Source organism: Actinophytocola sp., from assembly GCF_036002505.1.
Taxonomy (GTDB): Bacteria; Actinomycetota; Actinomycetes; order Mycobacteriales; family Pseudonocardiaceae; genus DASYTH01.
Map to the genome: position 1 here is coordinate 1 of NZ_DASYTH010000051.1, position 19,124 is coordinate 19,124.

The 19,124-nt window shown below is 67.4% G+C and carries 7 protein-coding genes; all 7 read left to right on the forward strand.

What is annotated here, in order from left to right; genetic code table 11:
- On the forward strand, positions 1-286 hold a 286-nt coding region (locus VGR06_RS03570; RefSeq protein ID WP_327557483.1), incomplete at its 5' end, for a hypothetical protein.
- 152 nt (positions 287-438) lie between these two features.
- Complete coding sequence (locus VGR06_RS03575; protein WP_327557484.1) at positions 439-987, forward strand: Mu transposase C-terminal domain-containing protein; 549 nt, start codon at positions 439-441, stop codon at positions 985-987.
- A complete protein-coding gene (locus tag VGR06_RS03580; RefSeq protein ID WP_327557485.1) occupies positions 984-1,736 on the forward strand; it encodes an ExeA family protein in 753 nt (250 codons plus the stop codon). Before VGR06_RS03575 ends, VGR06_RS03580 begins: the two co-directional genes overlap by 4 nt.
- Positions 1,737-2,639: 903 nt before the next feature.
- On the forward strand, positions 2,640-15,392 hold the full coding sequence (locus VGR06_RS03585; protein WP_327557486.1) for a hemopexin repeat-containing protein: 12,753 nt from the start codon (positions 2,640-2,642) through the stop codon (positions 15,390-15,392).
- Positions 15,393-15,408: 16 nt separating this feature from the next.
- Positions 15,409-17,121 carry a hypothetical protein gene (locus tag VGR06_RS03590; protein WP_327557487.1) on the forward strand — a complete coding sequence of 571 codons (1,713 nt, stop codon included), beginning with the start codon at positions 15,409-15,411 and terminating at the stop codon, positions 17,119-17,121.
- Positions 17,122-17,136: 15 nt separating this feature from the next.
- A complete protein-coding gene (locus tag VGR06_RS03595) occupies positions 17,137-18,195 on the forward strand; it encodes a hypothetical protein (protein WP_327557488.1) in 1,059 nt (352 codons plus the stop codon).
- Between the two features lie 50 nt (positions 18,196-18,245).
- A complete protein-coding gene (locus VGR06_RS03600) occupies positions 18,246-18,977 on the forward strand; it encodes a hypothetical protein (RefSeq protein WP_327557489.1) in 732 nt (243 codons plus the stop codon).
- Positions 18,978-19,124: the final 147 nt, after the last annotated feature.

A 19,124-nucleotide genomic window follows, 5' to 3' on the forward strand; every position in this document is an offset into this window, starting at 1 on the left:
CGTCGAGCAAGCCTGCCGCGACCTCGCCGCCAGCGACCCCCCCATCACCTTCCCCGCGGTCGCCACGCACAGCCGGATCGGCCGAGCCACCCTCTACCGGCACCCCGAACTGCGTGCCCTCATCGAAGAACACCGCCAACACCACCGCGACGCCCTCACCCTCAGCGGACTCGCCGTCCAACTCGACCAACTCCGCGCCACCCTCGACGCCATCGCCGCCAAAGTCCGCCGCCACGAAGAACAACTCCGCACACTCCACCGCCAAGCCGACACAACCACCAGCTAAGCCCAACCTCCGCCCACCACACACACCCCGCTGACATCGGATTAGCCGGATAACCACAGGGCAGGGGCAAGATTGAGCGGCTGTTTCGCACGGTTCGGGAGCAGTTTCTCGTCGAGATCACCGGCGAAACCGACGAACCGAATCGCCACCAGGTGGCCGATCTGCTCGAGCTGAACCGGCTGTTCACCGCCTGGGTGGAGACCGTCTATCACCGGCGCACCCACTCCGAGACCGGGCAGGCGCCCTTAGCCCGCTGGAACGCGGGTGCTCCGTTCCCGTTGCCGAGCCCGGCGGCGCTGCGCGAGGCGTTCCGCTGGGAGGAGCGCCGCACGGTCACCAAGACCGCGACAATCTCCTTGCACGGCAACACTTACCAGGTCGACCCGACACTGGTCGGGCGGCGGGCCGAGCTGGTCTTCGACCCGTTCGACCTCACCCAGATCGAGGTCCGCCTCGATGGCACGCCGATGGGGTTGGCCATTCCGCACCGCATCGGACGTCACGCCCACCCCAAGGCCCGGCCCGAAACACCCCCGTCCACGCCGCCGAAACCGACCGGGATCGACTACGCCCGCCTGATCGAGGACGCACACCAGGCCGAACTCGCCCGTGGGGTCAACTACGCCGCGCTGGCCGGCAGCAATCACCACCACGTTCCGGGACAGCTCGACCTGCTCACCGGCCAGGAGGTCACCCCATGATCGACCGCCTGCAAGGCTTCTTCGGGTTCACCCGCCCTCCGTTCGGCCGCGACCTCGCCCCGGGCATGCTGCACCGCCACGCCGCCCACGGCGAGGTCGGCGCCGGCAAAACTGTCGCCATCCGCGCCGCACTATCCACACTGGACGCCAGCCGACACACGATTATCTACCTACCCAACCCCACCATCGGCGTCCGCGGCATCCACCACCAAATCGTGCTCGCCCTCGGCGGCCAACCACTCGTGCACCACGCCACCCTCGTCCCCCAGGCCGCCGACGCCCTCGCCGTCGAACAGGCCGAACGCGGCCGCACCCCCGTCCTCGTGATCGACGAGGCCCACCTGCTCGACCACCCGCAACTGGAGTCGATCCGGATGTTGACCAACCACGACATGGACTCCACCAGCCCGTTCGCCTGCCTGCTCGTCGGCCAACCCACCCTGCGCCGACGCATGAAACTCGGCGTCCTCGCCGCACTCGACCAACGCATCGGACTGCGCTACGCCATGCCGCCCATGACACCCGAGGAAACCGCCAGCTACCTACGCCACCACCTGACCCTGGCCGGCCGCTCCGACCCCCTGTTCTCCGACGACGCCACCGCACTCATCCACCAAACCAGCCGCGGCTACCCCAGAGCCGTCAACAACCTCGCCCTCCAAGCACTCGTCGCCACCTTCGCCGAGGACAAGACCATCGTCGACGAATCCGCCGCCCGCGCCGCTATCGCCGAGGTCACCGCCGAATGAACACCACAACGCCACCCTGACGAGCACGCCGCCACCATGCCCACCAAGCCCCGTTCGGCACCCCGCCGACGGGGCTCTCTCACACCCCAATCATCGGCATCCTCAATGACGCCAACATCGGCACGCTCAGCGGCGGCCCACAATCTCGCGGATCCAGCTATAGCGCGTTGACAGTGCGCGATGCCATCGTAGGCGTCAGCCGTTGGTGGCGATCGATCCGCCGTCCGCCAAGGCCGACGTCGCGGTGTCCGTCTCGCACGTGGCCGGTTCGATGGTACGACTCAGCGCGAGGCGTCCGGTCAGCGCAACGATCGGCCCAAGACCTGGTGACGGACTACCTCCTGGTGCTGCGCCGGTTCTGGCAAACCCGGACACACCCATCGCGGACCTTCCGGTCGAGCCCTTCCCGCCACCGCGAGCCTGCTACCCGGACATCACAGCGGAATTCGGATCGACCAGGAGATGACGCGCCGGCTCGTCCTGGGCGTTCCCGGTGTCACGTCCTGCGACGTGCACTTGCGCCACGACAGGCACGGCGAAGGCGAGCCGCACGCCCTGATCCGCGTCTCGGCTCTGCCACCCGACCTGCACAACCTGCTGCGGGAGCGACAGCCATGGCTCTCCGGATCCGTCGTACCGGACCACATGGAGGTCTTGGGGTCCTATTAGGCATCAGCGCGTGGCGCGGAGCCTCGACACTCGGTCACCGGCCGTGCGACACCAACACTCTGGTCAGCCGGATCGTGACATCTTCACACGGCGGCGTGGGCCCTAATACTCTCCCCGACCCTGGCGACAATGTGGTAGTTACGCAACAGGCCATTCCAAATTCCCGTGGGGACGCACCCAGACTGCCATCGCGTCCTCGCGCGATGAGCCGCGCCGGCTTTCTGTGGAGGATCTGTGATACGAGACGACTCGTCGCCCGCTTACGAGGAACTCTTTGGCGAGCTGGACTTCAGGGGTGACGACGACGCGCGGTCGGTGTATTCTCCCGCCGCCTACTTCGTAGACCTGTTGGCGTTGCTGGAAGGCACGTTCGACCGACCGTCACTGCTCGAACGCAGGCCGGACCTCACCCAGGTGCTCCTTGACAAGGAGAACAACTTTACCGAAACGCCGTATCTGGACATCGTCAACCAGGTCCTGGAGCGACTGATCGGCGCGAATGCTTACGACATTCTGCGTAATCGCCGGCATCCGTTCGGGCTGCCGTTTTCACTGAGCGAAGAAAAGGTCAGGAAATACCTGCAGTACCTCCAGGTGACACCGTTGGAGCTGTACCGGCTGTTCGTCGCCAACCCCGACCACGACGTGGTCGCCCGGGAGTACCTGCGGCTCTCGCCGGAGGACGTCGCGGTCGTGACGACCTCGACCAAGGACGAGGCCGAGCTCGCCGCGCTCTACGGGATCGGCGCTCTGGAGACCCTGGCCGACCTGCGGAGTGTCGAGCGGTTCGCCGAGGCGACCGGGATCACCGGCGCGCAGGTACAGGAGCTGATCAAGGTCAGCCCGCCGGTGACGCTGAGCGCCGACGGGAAGAACCTGGAGTGGGGCGGACCCGTGCCCACGGCGTGGCTCGACCTGAACCACCGGCTCATCCGGCTGGCCCGGCTGATCGGCCTCACCCTGACCGACCTCGGCCTCGCGCTGAACACCTGCTGCCCCGGTCAGCTCGACACCACCGCGCTGCGCACGCTCGCCGTCGTCCTGCGGCTGAACCGCGAGCACGACCTCACCGTCACCGAGATCTGCCAGCTGGTCATCCCGATCGAACTGCCCGAGGTACAGGGCTGCTCCGGGGACATCCTCGCCGAGCGCAACAAGGACTACCGGTTCCGCCTGTCGAACTGGATAGCGGTCGCCGAGAGTGAGATCACCACGATCGTGCGGCGCTACCGCGAGCACTACGCCGCGCGCGAGTCCAGCCCGTTCGATCAGAGCGACATCGGGCTGCCCGCGATCGGGCTTCTCCGCCGCGCCGGCCACCTCGCCAGCACTCTCGGCATCGCCGCCGACGAGCTGTTCGACGTCCTCGTCGCCCTGGACAGCGACCCGTCCCTGCAGCGGTACACGACCTTCGGCGTGCTGGACGGCATCGCCGAGCAGCGGCGGGACTGCTTCACCATCCTCGCGGGCGGCCAGCCCGCGGACTGCCTGTGGTTGGCCCAGACCCTGTTCGCGGTGGTCGGCTGGATGCAGGCGGCCGGGTTCACCGGCGGCGAGCTGACCGAGGTGCTCGGCGGCCGGCCGGACACCGACACCGAGACCCTCGCCGGCCTGCTCGACGGCATCCGGACGGCCTTCGACGAGGTCTCCTTCGACGCCGGCTTGTTCGCCGCCGACCGGTTCGGCCCCCGGGCCGCCACGGTCGTGCACGACGTGCTGACCGCCTACGACAACGGGGTCGTCTCCCGTGCGCACGACCGGCTGCTCCGTCTCGACCCGACCGTCGCCGCGACAGCCGCCTACGACGGCGTCACCGACCTCGGGGTGATCGCCGCCGAGGACTTCCTGGGCGTCGGCCTCGGCGAGCGGCTGCAGAACAAGGTCTTCGCCAACCTGGTCCACCTGGGCTACCTGGCGGCCGACGGCACGCTCACCGTCGACAGCACCGAGGATCTGGCGCTGGCCAGCGACTTCGGCCAGTACCGCGAGGCGCTGTTCAAGATGATCGGCGCGGTGGTCAACGGCACCGCGGCGTTCTTCCCGTCCGACCTCGATGGTCTGGACGACCTCGAGCCGAACCAGTCCGCCGAGCTGTACGACAACCTCGGCTACAACGGCTACGTCGACGAGAACGGCGACCTCACCGACCCCGACTTCTTCCTCGACCCCGCCAACGAAACGGTGTTCGCGATCAACGCCGACCTGGCCGACGCCACCGAGGCGGTCACCGGCCTGATCGGCGAGCGGCTGACCAGCTTCGTCAAGGACCCGCTCGCGCTGGACCCGGCGATCTTCGCCGAGCTGCGGTTCACCGAGGCCGAGCTGGCCGAGCTCACCGAAAGCCTCACCTTCAACGGCTACACCGACGAGCACGGCAACTACCGGGACAAGGCCGCCCTGATCGCCGTACCGGTCAAGGACTTCGGGCTCGCCATCGGGTTCTATCCCAAGCGGCGGGCCATCCTGGACGCCATTCAGGGCCAGCTCCAGGAGTTCGAGACCGAGCTGCACACGTTCACCGTGGACGACTTCGCCGACCTCGCCGACGGGGTGGTCAGCCAGCGGGTGGTCACAGCGCTGGACGACACCTACACCTCGGGCGGCCGGGTGATCGACGAGGAGCTCTTCGCCGACCCGTCCGGCGTCCTCGACCTCGGCCCGGCCTTCACCCCGGCCGAGCAGGACGCCATCTTCAGCCAGATCACCACGGCGCTCGAGGACGAAAAGCCCTACCGGCTCGCGCCGGCCGCGCTGAACGACCTCGGCTTCACCGACGAGGAGCGCGAGCAGCTGCTGGACCACCTGATCGAGTCCGGCTTCCTGACCGAAGGCCTCGCGGTCGCCGAGGAGTGGCTGCCGTACTTCCGCAACGTCAACAACGCACACAGCTTCACCGTGCCCGGGGTGGAGGACTTCAGCACGGATGTCTTCTTCCTGCTGCACACGGTCGCCGGCGAGCTGGCCGCTGCCGTGAACGAGGTGGTCGACGCGCTCATTCTCCGTGCGGGACAACAGAAGCAGGCCCTGGACAGCGCGCTGGCCGACGCGTTCGGCCTGCCATCGGCGACCGCGGCGGCGATCGCCGAGGCGGTGACCGACGGCCCCGAGCCGGCCCTGGACACGCTCGTGGCGCCCGTCCTGGACACCGAGCTACCACCCACCGACCCGCACTTCCGGTTGGCCTACCGCCGGATCCGGCGCTTCGCGCTGCTCGCCGGCAAGCTCGGCATGGACCCGACCGAGGTCACCGCCGTCTTCGGTGACCAGGACCTGGTCGGTAAGTACCCGGAGAACCTCACCCTGCCGCCAGGCGTGCGGAAGTTCGACGCCCTGCTCGAGGGCCACGACGGCAAGATCCTGCTGTTCGCCGGGACCGGTTACTTCACCTACGCGGCCGACACGTTCGCGCTGAAGAGCCCGACCCCGGCCGCATTGACCGAGCTGTCGCCCCGGTTCGCGGACCTGGCCGGGATCGACGCCGCGTTCACCCTCCCGTCCGGCCCGGAATGGCTGGTCGGCCACACCGCGGACGGGACGTCGCACGCCTTCACCCGGCTGCCCGGCGGCATCCACTGGGCCCCGCAGGAGCAGGTCTGGGGCAAGGTGAAGAACAACTTCGCCGACCCGGTCCGGATCGACGGCGCGTTCGCCGACACCGACGGGCACACCTACCTGTTCGCCGGGGACCAGTACCTCCGCTACTCCACGGCCGATTACACCGTCGTCGACGAGGGCTACCCGCGCCCGGCGGCGGAATGGCGCGAGCGTGAGGGTCTTGACCAGAAGCTCGCCGGGCCGATGGACGCGTTCCAGGCGCCGGACGGCACGATCCACGTGCTCACCGGTGCGACCGGCTGGGGCCGGGTGTGCAACAACTTCGAGAACCTGCCCCGGTTGGACGCCGCCTACTCCGGCGGCGCCGCGGTGCACCTGTTCTCCGGCGGTCAGCTCGTCCGCTACTCCGACAGCATCGAGAACGCCGGCGTCTGCGTGGACGAGGGCTACCCGCGCAAGATCCACGACGTCCCGGCGCAGTTCGAGGCCGGCGTCGACGCGGCGTTCACCGACCCGAACGGCGTGCTGCACCTGTTCAAGGACGGCCGGACGGCGTCGGTCGGCGGCACCGACACCGGCATCGTGCCGAACGCGGAGCGCTGGGGTGTGCTGCCCCCGGCGCTGCCCAGCGGCACTGTGGACGCCGCGCTCACCGGTCTGGACGGCCGGACCTACCTGTTCAGCGGTGGCACCTACCTGCGGTACTCGACCGCCGACTACTCGGTCGTCGACTTCGGCTACCCGCGTGCGATCGACCCGGACTGGGGCGGTCTGTCCACTGTGGACGCTTCGTTCGTGATGGACGGCAGCACCTACCTGTTCGGCACCGGCGGGCTGCTCTTCGACCTGGCCGTCGAGCTGCGCGACGACCTGGTGGCCGGAAAGCTCACCCCGGAGTTGCACAACCGGTTCGCCGAGCACGGCCTCACCCTGACCGCGATGACCGGCGCGAGCCCACAGTGGACGCTCAGCACGGCGGAGGGCCCGTCCCTCACGGTCAAGATCGAAGGCTTGCGTACCAAGGTCTACGGCGAGGGCTCGCGGTACTACGTGCAGTACAGCACGAACGACTACCGCACGCCGGACGCCGGCTTCCCGAAACCGTTGTCGGACAACTGGTGGAACATGCCGGACGGCCTGAACCTCGGGCCGGTCGACGCGGTCTTCACCGGGCGGGACAACCACACCTACCTGTTCGCCGGCAACCGGTTCGTCCGCTTCGACGCCAGGCACCTGTGGTGGTCCGAGCCGCTGCCCCTCGCCGAGGCGTGGGACAGCGTGCCGTTCGAGAAGGTGGACGCCGCGTTCGTCGGCATCGACGGGCGGACGTACCTGTTCTCCGGCCAGCGCTATGTCCGTTACTCCACCGAGGACTACACCGAGGTCGATGACGGCTACCCGGCCACCATCGCCGGCTACTGGGACAACGTGCGCAACAACATCGAGCGCACCGGCCGGGTGGACGCCGTGCTGGTCACCGAAGTCACCGAGCAGGTCGACGGGGTGGATGTGGCGCGTACCTACACCTACCTGTTCTCCGGCGACCAGTACGTCCGTTACCTCGGTGCCGACTACGCACGGGTCCAGCCGGGCTACCCGCGGCTGATCGCGTCGCTGAACACCGAGCCCGGCCTGGCCGCGCTCGACGCCACCCTGGCGAGCGTGGACGCCGCGTTCGCCGACCGCCGTACCACGTACCTGTTCAGCGGCGGGGCGTGCCACGCCGTCTCCGCCCGCACCTACCGGCGCTACGACGACCTGGGCCTCGGCACCGTCTCCTGCGCGTTCATCGAGAACGGCAGCGTGGTCATGGCCACCGGCGGCACCGAGTACTACGACCAGGGCGGCTGGTGCAAGCGCACCGCCCTGGAGGGCCGAGGCGGCTCGACGTCCACCCCGTTCCGGCCGAGGACCCTGCGCACCGTCCCGGAGGAGTTCCGCAGCGGCCTGGACTCCGTGCTGATGGGCGCGGACGGCAACACCTACCTGTTCAAGGGCGCCACCTGTTTCAACACCCAGCTCAACCACTCCTACCCGCTGGCGCAGGAGTGGGGCCGGCCCCGCAACACCATCTACGAGCAGAGCCGGGTCGACGCGGCGTTCGTCGGCCGGGACGGCAAGACCTACCTGTTCAGCGACGACCAGTTCGTGGTCTACCCGGACGCGGGCACGACGATCGACGGCGACCCGAAGCCGATCGCCGAGCACTGGGCCGGCCTGACCGGGGTCGCGCTTGCCTATGTGCAGGGCGAGAAGACCTACGTCTTCGAGCACCCTGACGACGAGGGCATGCTGCGCTACCTGGTCTACTCGGGCGCCGACTACAGCGTGCCGGACGAGGGCTATCCGGTCGTCGCCGACGACGGCATCTTCGGCGCCCCGGACGGATTCCCGTTCCCCGAGGCCGTTCTCGTCGAGGGTGACACGCTGATCCTGCTCAGCGGCGAGAACTGCGTCTCCGTCAACACGAAGACGAACACCTGGTCCATGACGCGCCCGATCGAGCGGCTCTTCCCCGGCTTCGGCCACGGCGTGGACGCCCCGGACTGCCTGTACACCGCGTTCACCGCAGTGGACGGCGCGACGTACTTCTTCTTCCGGGAGACCTATGCCCGCTTCGCCGGCGGCGCGTTCGGACCGTTGTCCCCCACGCGGGACCGGTGGGGCCTGTCCCGCAACCCGTTCATCGCCGACGGCGGCACGGTGGACGCCGCGTTCGTCTGGCGGGACAACACATTCCTGTTCTCCGGCGACCACTACGTCCGCTACACCGGCCCCGGCTACCGCGCGGTGGATCCCGGCTATCCCAAGAAGACCGCGGGCAACCTGCGGCTGGAGACGCCGTTCGCCAACCTGCCCGACGTGTTCGACGACGCCCTCGACCACCCGATCGACGCGGTCATCGGCAATGACCGCACCATCCACGTGATCATCGGCGGGGTCTGCCACACGGTCTCGCCCGCCATCGCGGGCACGTACTCGCTGGCCGGCATCGGGCGGATGCGCAACACCGTCGTGGAGTCCGGCAAGGTGGACGCGGCCCTGGTCACGAACCACAGGTGCTACCTGTTCTCCGGCGACCAGTACGTCCGCTACTCCGGCGCCGACCACGCCTACGTGGACGACGGCTACCCGAAGCCGCTCGACGAGCTCGCCACCGAGCTCGGGATTCCAGCGCTGCCAACGGAGTTCACCGACGGCGTGGACGCGGCCTTCGTGAGCCCGGACGGGCGGACCTACCTGTTCCGCGGCAGGCAGTTCGTCCGAGGCGGCCCGCCGGAACCGGTCAACGGCACCTGGGGCAAGGTGCGCAACGAGTTCGCCTCGGGCGGGCTGGACGCCGCGTTCGTGGCCCCGACCGGGGAACTGTACGCGTTCCGGGGCGACCAGTACGTCCGCTACTCGACCAGCCTCCCGCTGGAGTTCGTCGACCAGGGCTTCCCGCGCACGGTCAAGGAAGACTGGGGCGACCTGCCGCCGGAGTTCGAGGCCGGCCCGGACGGCGCGTTCGGGTTCGAGGACCGCACCTACCTGACCAAGGGCGAGCGCTACGTCCGCTATTCCGGGCCGTACCACAAGGTTGACCGCACCTTCCCGCAGGAGTTCGGGCACCGCTGGTCGGGCACCTCCGACTACCGGCTGAGCGACCTGAACACGATCACGCGGTTCGTGAACCTGGCCCGGTCACACCCCGACGGCCTGGCGGCGCTGTTCGTGGACGGCGCCAAGGATCCGTACCGGCTCCTCGCCGACCTCTTCGGGTGGGACGTGAACCAGCTGCGCTGGGCCCGCCGCAACAGCGGCCTCCTGATCGAGGACACGCCGGAGGAGAAGGTCTTCGAGATCGAGTTCCTGCTCAAGCTGGTCGACGTGTTCGCCACGGCACACAAGTTCGGCGCCGGCCCATCGGAGATCCACGACCTGGTCTGGACCCAGCGCTACGCCGCAGCCGGCAAGGCCGACAGCGAAACCGCCGCCGCCGCGCTCTACACCATGCTGGAGCACCGCACCGCCCCCACGGACTGGAAGACGCTCGACGCGACGATTCACAACGAGCTGAACGTACTGCGCCGCGACGCCCTGGTCGCCGCGCTCACCCCGCAGCACGGCACCTCGCGTGACCTGTTCGAGCGCTACCTGATCGATGTGGACATGGGTCCGGTCGGCACCACCTCGAAGGTCCGCGAGGCGATCGCCGCCACCCAACTGTTCCTGCACCGCTACCTGATCGACCTGGAGGACGTCACCCTCGCCGACGGCGCCGACCCGGACGCGGTCAAGGCGGAGATCAAGACCTGGTGGGCGTGGATGCGCAACTACCGGATCTGGGAGGCCAACCGGAAGGTCTTCCTCTATCCGGAAAACTACATCCGCCCGGACCTGCGCACCCAGAAGACCCCGGCGTTCGCGGCGCTGGAGGACGACCTGCTGAAGAACGAGATCAACGCGGATACGGCGCAGGCCGCCTACAAGCGCTACCTCGACGAGTACACCGAGGTCTCCCGGCTGGCCGTCGCCGGCGGCTACGTCTACACCGAGGACAACGCCAAACCCGGCGACCGCAGGCTCGTCGTGTTCGGCCGCACCAGGACCGAACCTCGGCGCTTCTACTACCGCGGCGCCGCCGTCCACGGCACCGAGACGTTCTCCGCCACCTGGGAGCCCTGGCTCAAGGTCGACCTGCAGATCGACGCCGACCGGGTCGACCCGGTGCACGCCTTCGGCCGGGTGTTCGTGTTCTGGCCGGTGGTCGAGGTCGTCAAGGACGACGCGAACACCACCACGATCACGACGACCACGCAGAAGGACGGCGGCCAGACCGTCACCGCTCCGCCGCCCAAGTACCAGGTGCGGATCTACTACTCGTTCTACAACCTGAACCGGGAATGGGTGCCGGTCCAACTGCTCAAGACCGACGAGCCGGCGCGGACCGGACCGATCACCGGGGTCAGCCTCTACGTCCAGTCGTCCAGCACCGTCCCCGGCATGGACACCAGCACCCACGACTCGATCGTGGTGCAGCTGAGCTACCAGGCCGGCGGCACCCCGGTCAGCACCGCCCACACCCTCACGCCCGAGCTGTATCCGTTGCCGGCCAAGGCAAGCGACATCGTCCTGCCGGCCATCTCAGCCGACCCGGCGCAGATCTTCGACGAGCCGGTCGAACCCGCCAACATCGTCCGGTTCAACGCCCCCGCGAACACCGAGGACGGGCCGTGGTCCAGTGTGGACCACAAGGGCGGCAGCTTCCTGTGCCACTCGGCCCCAGGACCGGTCGAGCCGGCCGTGCTGCTTCCGTTGAAGGGCAACGCGGACAACCTGCCGACCACCTGGGACCGGATCGACGCCGCGGTCCAGCTCGGCAACGGGGACCGGTACTTCTTCGATAGCGCGGGCGGAAAGTACATCACCGTGCCGGCGGGCAAGGCGGCCACCGGGCGGGTCAAGCAGAACACGGCCGACCGGTTCGGCGTGATCGGCACGAACCTGGTCCGCACCGGCGCGGTGGACGCCGCCCTGCTGCGCGGCGACAAGGTGTTCGTGTTCTCCGGCGACGAGTACTACCGGTACCCGAAGGCGAACTTCGGCGTGCTGGACGCCGGCTACCCGAAGAAACTCCAGTCCAACCAAGAGAACCTGCCCTCGTGGCCCAAAGTGGACGGTGCGTTCACCGTCGCCGGGGTGGAGATCTTCTACTCCAGGGAACGGGACGACTACGCGGTCTCCGGCTCGCTGGAGACCCTCCGGCCGCTGGACCCCAAGTGGAAGCTCCCCAAAACCGACAAGGATCAGCCCGTGCCGTCCATCGACACGGGCCAGAGCGTGATCACCTTCAACAACGCCGCGGGCACCTACACCGTGCGGGTACCCGGGGCCGACGCGCCACCGAAGCCCACCCGTGACCTCGGCCGGATCCCGACCGCGATCACCCGCACCGGCGCCATCGACGCCGCCTACCGGGCCGGGCGGGCGCTGTTCCTAGTCAGTGGCAAGGAGTTCGTCCGGTACACGCTCGCCGACGACGCCTCCATCCCGGACTACATCGATGCCGGCTACCCGAAGACGCTCACCCAGCGGGTCGACGCCGTGTTCCACCGGGACGACCGGCGCTACGTGTTCGGCGGCGCCGGCTATGACGCGCTGCCCCTGGACCAGGAGCTGGACGCCATGCAGGCGATGCGGCCGGTGGCGGGCAACTGGCGGTGCCTGCCGGACGGGTTCCCCGCGAACCTCACCGGCGTGCTGGAGACCGACACCGCGCTGTTCGTCTTCCTGGGCGCCAACTACGCGAGCTACCCGAACACCGACACGATGCTCCGGCCCTACGAGATCTCCGCGCTGCCCAACCAGATCATCCGGCTGACCTCGAGCACCGCCTACGAGCTCAATCGAAGGCTCCTGGTCGGCGGCATCGACGCGCTGCTCGCGCCGGACACCCAGGAGCTCGACGAGCTGCCGGCGTTCAGTGCCACCGTCTCCGACCCCACCACTATCAAGGTCCGGCCGCGGACCGCGAAGGCGGGCATCCCGGTCGGGTCGCACCTGGACTTCGACAGCGCGAACGGGATGTACAACTGGGAGATCTTCTTCCACGCCCCGATGCTGATCGCCAAGGCACTCGCCGACGCCCAGCGCTTCGACGACGCCAAACGTTGGTACGAGTACGTCTTCGACCCGACCCAGCGCGATCGGTACTGGCGGTTCCTGCCGTTCCTCGCGGTGGACGTCGAGGCGCTCGTGGTCGGCTGCAGGGCGGATCTGGCCGAGCTGGCGGACAAGGGCGTCGAGAAGCTGCTCACCCCGATCCTCGGCACCATCGAACCGATGGCCCCGGCATTCCTGCCGACACGCGAGCTGACCGGCGTCGAGAAGGACTACCTGGCCCACCTCGAGCTCGAGGCGGTCCGCGCCGCGCTGACCGCACTGCCCAGGTCCGAGGCCCGGAGGAGCCTGCTGGAGCAGGTCGAGCTGATCGGGCGGCTCGGCGTGCAGTACACGCTCATGGGCGACCGCACCAGCCTGATCGAGGCCTACCGGGACGACCCGTTCGACCCGCACCGGATCGCGGCGCTGCGCCCGGCGGCGTACCGGCGCACGGTTGTCATGGCCTACATCGACAACCTGCTGGACTGGGGCGACCTGCTCTTCCGGCAGTACACCGGGGAAAGCATCGACGAGGCGCGGATGCTCTACATCTACGCCTACGACCTGCTCGGCCCCCGGCCGCTCGACCCGGGACCGAGGGTGCTGTCTCCCAGCGCCACCTACGACCAGCTCGACGGCGATGGCGGGTCCACCGCGGTGGCGGCGCTGACCGCGGGCGGAGCGTTGCTGGAAGGCTCTGGCGCGGTGCACGGCGGAGTGGCGAACCCGTACTTCTACGTGCCGGACAACAGCATGTTCCTGGAGTACTGGAACCGGGTCGAGGACCGGCTCACCAAGATCAGGGCGTCGCTGGACATCATGGGCATCGCCCGGCCGGTGCCGCTGTTCGAGCCACCCGCCGACGTCATGGCGCTCGTCGAAGGGGTCGCCAAGGGCGCGTCCCTCGAGGCGCTCACCGCCGCCCTGGCCGCCCCGGTCCCGTCCTACAAGTTCAACTTCCTGTTCCGCAGGGCCCAGGAGCTCACCGATCGGCTCAAGCAGCTCGGCAACGACCTGCTCGGCGCGTTCGAGCGCCGGGACATCGAGGAGCTCACCCTGCTGCAGAACCGGCAGGAGGCGGCGATCCAGGAGATGACCCGGGCGATCAAGGAGAACCAGGTCGCGATGGCGCGGGAGGGCGTGAGCGAGATGCAGGCCGCCCTGAGCGGGGCGCAGAGCCGGGTCCAGCACTACCAGCAGCTGATCGATGTGGGCATGTCTCCCATGCAGATAGCCCAGATCGCGATGCTCGCCTCCGGTGCGGTGGCCCAGTTCGTCGCGAGTGGACTCAAGATCGGTGCCGCGGTCGCCGCGGGCTTCCCGGAGGTCTACGCCGGCCCGTTCATCGTGGGCGCTTCGGAGGGCGGCGTCGAGGCCGGCAACGCCCTCACGTTCGCGGCCGACGTGTCGGGACTGCTCGGACAGGGGTTCAGCGCGCTCGGCGAGGTGCTCGGCGTGCGGGCGGACTACGAGCGCACAGAGCAGGACTGGGAACTGCAGCTGGCCATCTCGAAGGCCGACGTCGAGCAGATCGGCCATCAGATCACGAGCGCGGAGCTACAGGTGGCGGTGGCCCAACGGGAGCTGGAGATCCTCAACCGGGAGACCAAGAACCTGGCCGAGGTCAACGCGTTCCTCACCGGCAAGTTCGCCGGGGCCAAGCTGTACGGCTGGATGGTGGACCGGCTCTCCACGCTGTACTTCCAGACCTACCACCTGGCCTACGAGTTGGCCCGCTCGGCGGAGAAGGCCTACCAGTTCGAGCAGGGCGGCACCAACGGATCATTCATTCAACCATCCTATTGGGACAGCAAGCGCAACGGCCTGCTCGCGGCCGACGCGCTCGCGCTGGACCTCGACCGGCTCGGTGCGGCCTCCGTCACCGGTGGCCGCCGAGGGCTGGAGATCACCAAGCGGATCTCCTTGCTGGCCCTGGATCCCATGGCCCTGCTGGCGTTCAAGAACGAGGGCCGGTGCGAGTTCGCGCTGACCGAGGAGCTGTTCGACCGCGACTTCCCTGGTCACTTCGGCCGCCAGATCCGCACGGTCAGCGTCAGCTTCGACACGCCGGACGGCCCGGTCGGCGTCAACGCGACGCTCACCCAGCTGGACAACAAGACCGTGCTGTCCGCGGACCCCAAGGCGGTCAAGTTCCTGCTCGACCCGAAGGGCACGCCACCGGACTCGCTGCGTGGCGACTGGCGGCCCAGCCAGCAGATCGCGCTGTCCGACCTCGAGGAGGGCCGGGACAACAACGGCCTGTTCGAGTTGCGCTACGACGACGACCGGTACCTGCCGTTCGAGGGCACCGGCGCGGTCTCCCGCTGGCGGTTGTCCGCCGCCAGGCCGCCCGCCGGCCTGCTGGACGTCAGCCTGACCGTCAAGTACAGCGCGGAACATGGCGGTGACACGTTCGCGACGGCCGTGAAGGGCATGCTGCGGCCCTACCCGACCGCCCGCTATTTCGACGTCGCCGCCGAGTTCCCGGACGACTGGGCCGCGTTCATCGAAGGCGACTCGAACCAGTTGTCATTGCCGGTCACCCCGGACGACCTGCCCGGCATGATCGGCCGGCAGATCACCGGCGTCTACGCCCGGTACGAGCTCTTCGCGGACGGCGAGGCCACCTTCCTGCTCAACGGGGACAAGCGCTTCACCCTGGACGACGGCAAGCTGCTGAGCACCCCCGGCCTCACCACCGGCGGCTGGACGCTGCTCTTCGAGGGCGACAAGACCATCCTCGCCAACCTCGGCCTGATCCTGACCTACCGGGCCAGCGCCCAGTAACCGAAAGGCAGGCGACATGAGCGGATCCGTCAAGAACCCGAAGCGTCCCATGCTTGCGCGCGCGACCACGACGGCTGAGACGAAGAAGAGGAGGAGGTCGCGGTCGAACTCGCCGGAGCGCCCCGCCAAGAAGCCGGCGCTGGAGAAGGACACGGTCATGGACGCGGCCGCCGAAGTTCCCACGGAACCCACTGCCACACCCCACGTTCCGGAAATAACCAAACGGAATATCCGGGTCAGCGGACCGGTGGAAGACCTACCTTCCGGCCCGGAAAGCAAGGGGACTCTGCGCTCGCTGCTGATGCAGACGGGTGAGCTGGAGAACCTTCTCGGCGGACGCGACGGGGGATGGCCCGGCATCGCCGCCAGTCTGAGCAACGCCTTCATGCCGAAAGAGCGAGGCACCGAGGAACCACCCATCGCCAAGCTGGGCACGGTCTATTATCAACCCGCGAAGATGACAAAGATCGTCGCGAGCGAAGACGGTGTTCGCCTTGGCAGGCAGGATATGTTCGCCACCGTCAAGTTTCTCGACACCTTCATGAATGCCAATGGGCAATGGGACTACATCAAGCAACAGGACTGGTTCAAGGACGGCGGCGACTACGCGATCGCCGTAGATGTGAACTACTATCCGGACAGGTCCATATATGATGAGTCGCCGGGTTTCCACAAGGACACCGCTGGGGACAACATCTTCGTCAACCTGATCTTCGACAACCAGAGCGACATAGAAAAGACGGAGTGGTTCGCGGATGCCGCGGAGCCGAGCAAGAACAGAGCGGCTTGGCAGGAGAAGCTGCTCCCGGAGTCCCACCTGACGGAACTGACCCGCACGCGAGACATCCTTCGCCAGGAAGCCGAAGCGAAGGCCGAGGCCGGACTGGACAACCATGTGGACGGAGGGATAAGCAAGGGTAGATACATCTATGTCTCCTGGGTGGATGATCTGGTCTGGCACGCGACTCCGGCCAGCCCGCGGCGGATATACACGGTCGAAGACGCAAGAAACGACTATCCGAAGTTCGATAGTGCGTATCACTACGAGCGGCCGTCCCGGATCGACATCCTCAAGGCGATAGCAAGCTCACCGGAAACCGTTCTGCATAAGGTGTTGGAGCGGGAGAACCTGGGAGCGGAGGATATTAACGCTGCTTTGGCCGAGGAAATCATGGAGAAGGTATACGGAGATGAGGACGGGGAAGGCGACTACGACAGTGATGTCAAGGCGTCGCCGGCCCAGGAAATCCTGAAAGACAGAACAAAGCAGCTCAATACGGCGTACCGCGGGGTTGAAATATTGGGAACGATAGCGGAGGTGGAGGGAACCCACCTGAACACCTGGCTGCGGGATCAGGATCCGAGCCTGCGGGCGCAGGATCTGGATCAGGCCCTGGCCAAGGCGGCCTGGCAGAAACTGTACGAGGGCGACCAAGGCGTCGCCCGGTATGCCGAAGACGTACAGAAAAGGGTCGCGGATGGGGAATGGCGGGTCACCGGTGGAACCTCCGAGGCGATTGCGAAGGTCCGTTACCTGCCGGACAGCGCTTCACTGGAAGAGCTGCCAAGGGACCTGTCGAAACGCAGGAGGAGAGCGAGTCTGGACCAAGCGGAGATACTGAAGCTGCGCGAGGCCAACAAGAATGTGCCCCGCACATTCTTGCGGACGTGGGTGCGATTAGTGCGCACGGACAGCGATGAAGCGCAGCAGGCCCAGCTCGCCCAGTAGTCGAAAGGCGGCGGTATGAACCCCACCCGCAAACGAAAAGCCGCGAGCTCGAACCTGGCCTCGCGGAAGAAGAGGCGCACCGAGCCCGACCTCAGGGTCACCGTCACCCCGTCCGGCACGAGGTCCGTCCAGGTGGTCAGGCCCGAACCCGTTCCGGACCTCAGGGTCACGGTCACTCCCGACGGGCGCAGGTCTGTCCGGCTGGGCAGGCCCACCGCCACCCCGGACCTCAGCGTCACGGTCACCCCCGACGGGACGAGAACCGTCCAGCTGCGCAAGCCCACACCGCTGGCCCGGACCAAGCGGGACCTGCGCGACCGGACCGCCCCGGTGACGATCGAGAAGCGGGCGGCATCCCCCGCTACGGACGACCAGCCGATGCCGGTCGAGGAACCGGTGCCCGTCAAGGAGACCCCGACCGCCACGACGACGATCGCCACCCAGCACGAGCCGCCGGTCCCCATGGCCACGTATTCGTACGCGACCGACAACCCCCATTTGAAACCGGACAACGACCGGTTGCAGGTTATCGTCGAGGGTGGTAACTGGCTGTGGCACAGGTCCCATCCGGACTGCTACATCCTGGCGGACGGGAGGACCGGCGAGTTCATCAAATACGACGGCACTCCGACCGGCGAGTATTTCTCGAAGGCCAACCTTTTCGAGAAGAAATCTCCGGATTACGGCGACCAGTTCTGGTTGACGTACAGGGACGAACGCTACGATGCGCAAAACTACGAGGTCGAGGAGCCGGACGACGAGAACGCCCAGAAAGTGCCCTGGGGGCACCTCGTCCAGCACCTGTACGATCATTTCACCGATTTCAGCATCAAGGAGGCGCACACGTTCTGGCCGCCCGGCACCACCGAGGCGAACCTGCTCGACAATCTGGTCTCCGCGCTCAACCACGACGATGCCGTCGACGCGGTCAAGAAGGACGAGGAGACGTTCCCCGCGCACGTCAGGCGGGGCCCCAACAAGGCCATCAAGACCTTCTTCCTCGATCGGTCCGTGGCCGAGGACGACAAGTTCACACCCGACCAACTGTCCGACCTCGGTGACCTGATCGGCTAGTCCGCCTCTAGCGTCCCCGCATCCGAAATTCGTGGCCGAAAGGGAGCCCCATGACCCATCGGACAACGACTCCTACCAAGAAACGGAAGAAGTCGATCTCGCCGACCCGCAAGAAGGCACGCATCGAGGAGGCGGAGACGCCCACGCGGGTCGAGCAGACCACCCCGACCATCACCTCGCATCCGCCGGTCATCACGCACCCGTCCGTCATCACGCGCGAGCCGACCACGACCACCCTCTCACGGGACCAGCAGTCCGAGCTCGACCGGTTCTTCAGTGAGATCGAGAGCCTCACGCAAACGACCCTGCCGCCGCTGAGCACCCCGACCCCAACCCCAACCCCGACGCCCACGCCGACAGTCACACCCACAGTGACCCCACGCGTCACCCGCCCGAAACCGGTGAACCCCTTTGCCGGCACAATCCAGTACCTGCGATCCAACTTCGGCACCGACTACCACGACTCGGCCCATTTCAAACCGACCGACCTCAAGTCGAAGCACGGCGTGTGGAATTCCACGCTCTCGCAGGTGAAGAAGTGGGTCGGCGAGGCGATAAACCATGTCTACGATGACGACGAGTCCATCGTCGCGTCGAAACCGGGTTCCGGAAAGTCCAAGGGCGGCCGCAACTATCTGATCGACATGGGCAAGCAGGTCGGATACCTCAGCGGATCCTCCGTACCGAGCGGAACGCAGCCGGAGGCTCGGTACATCGCGCTCTACGTGAACAAGAAGGGCGTCACCGTCACCGCGTTTCCGTGCACGCCGGAGATGTTCTAGCGAAAGGAAGCGCATGCCCAAGCAGACGGGCCGAAAAACCAAGACGTCGTCCCGGAAGAATGCGCGCAAGGACGATGAGTCCACCATCAGGGTCACCCTCACCCCGCACGGGAGGACCGTCCGAAACGTACCAAAGCGCGCCGAATC

Bases quoted from the DNA above. Each gene is read 5' to 3' on its own strand.
- VGR06_RS03580 (WP_327557485.1), top strand. From the start codon at position 984: ATGATCGACCGCCTGCAAGGCTTCTTCGGGTTCACCCGCCCTCCGTTC.
- VGR06_RS03590 (WP_327557487.1), top strand. From the start codon at position 15,409: ATGAGCGGATCCGTCAAGAACCCGAAGCGTCCCATGCTTGCGCGCGCG.
- VGR06_RS03595 (WP_327557488.1), top strand. From the start codon at position 17,137: ATGAACCCCACCCGCAAACGAAAAGCCGCGAGCTCGAACCTGGCCTCG.
- VGR06_RS03600 (WP_327557489.1), top strand. From the start codon at position 18,246: ATGACCCATCGGACAACGACTCCTACCAAGAAACGGAAGAAGTCGATC.